Source organism: Streptomyces sp. E2N166, assembly GCF_003671715.1.
Taxonomy (GTDB): Bacteria; Actinomycetota; Actinomycetes; order Streptomycetales; family Streptomycetaceae; genus Streptomyces; species Streptomyces thinghirensis.
This window is the reverse complement of record NZ_RAIF01000012.1, coordinates 1,052,823-1,054,183: the sequence shown is the minus strand read 5'-3', so window position 1 is coordinate 1,054,183 and position 1,361 is coordinate 1,052,823. Positions and strand designations below refer to the sequence as shown.

Here is a 1,361-nt window from a genome sequence, read left to right as displayed (position 1 = left end):
GCCGGTGGGGTCGGCGGCAGCGGGGAGCCGCCCGAGTCGGTGCCCGGCACCTCGGCCGCCGCGTGCACCGGGGCGGGCCGGCCGGAGCCGTCCGAGTCCCGGGCCACGGGCCAGTCCACGCCGTCCGGCGGCGAGGACGGCGCGGGCACCGAGCCGTTCATGGCGATCGTCGGGCTGTCGTCGGGCCGCGCGGGCACTGCGGACAGGTCGTATCCGCACGCACCGCAGAAGCGGTCGCCCGACTCGAGGGGTTCCTCGCAGCTCGGGCACTTCGACACAGCGGCCTGCTGGGGCATCTGCGACATCAACTACACCCACGTCCGGGGGCGGTAACGATTGGCACGTTCCACCAGGTCGATCCTCTCCTCGCCGCCTCGCGCCAGCCGAGCCAGCGTGCGGTACGAACGCTCCAGGCCGAAGCGCAGGCCGCGTTCGTCCAGGCCGCTGCCGAGCAGCGTCCGTCCCCCGGCGGCGGGTGGGACGGAACCCCGACCTCCGGAGAGTACCCAGTCCAGCGCGCAGCCGAGGACCTCGGCCGACAACTGCTCGCGCCGCGCCGGATCCAGACCGTACACGTCCAGGGCCTCGACCTGCCGCGCGGCGGCGACCAGATCGTCCAGGAACGCCACGTCGCCCGCGCCCGCGGTGCGCTGTCGCAGCCGTGCCCGCACGGCCGCGACGCGCGCGGCCGTGCAGTGTATGGACGACTCCGGCACCGACTCCAGCGTCCGTACGGCACCGGCCCGGTCGCCGCCGGCGAGCTGCACGCGGGCCAGCCCGAACGCCGCGCTCACATGGCTCGGGTCGGACGACCACACCAGGCGGTAGTACTCGGCGGCGTTGTCGAGCTGCCCCAGCACCTCCGCGCACAGGCCGAGCGCGAGCTTGGGCGCGATCTCGCCCGGGAAGGCGTCGTAGATGGCGTCGAAGGCCAGCGCGGCGGCCTCGTGGTCCCCGGTCACCAGTGCGGCCAGTCCCCGGTACCAGACCACCCGCCAGTCGTCGGGCCGCTCGCCCTCCAGGGTCTCCAGGGCCGTCAGCGCGCCGGGCGCGTCGCCGTTCTCCAGCCGCGCCCGGATCTGCCGCAGCCGGGTCTCGGTCGACGGCGCCGGCGCGGCGGCCAGCGCGGTCAGCAGCTCAGCCGGCGCGGACGCCATGAGGCCCGCCAGGAAGCCGGCGTTGGGGTCGCCCGCGTCGACCCGCGGCACCGGCAGGGCGAGGGCGGCGGTGGGCGCGTCGGCCGACTTGACCAGGCCGGAGACACCGGCGCCGGGTCCGTCGACACCGCCTGGTCCACCGACCTCGCCGACCTCGCCGACCGAACTCACCGCACCCGGCAGCCCGGCGCTCGCACCCGCTCC

At 76.0% G+C, this 1,361-nt stretch carries 2 protein-coding genes; both read right to left on the bottom strand.

All coding sequences use genetic code 11. The features are described from left to right. The coding region (locus EBH09_RS38850; protein ID WP_153182652.1) for a zinc ribbon domain-containing protein at positions 1–305 on the bottom strand (305 nt) is incomplete at its 3' end. A gap of 3 nt (positions 306–308) precedes the next feature. Next, positions 309–1,361 (bottom strand): tetratricopeptide repeat protein (locus EBH09_RS38845; protein ID WP_153182650.1); only part of this gene is annotated, 1,053 nt, incomplete at its 5' end.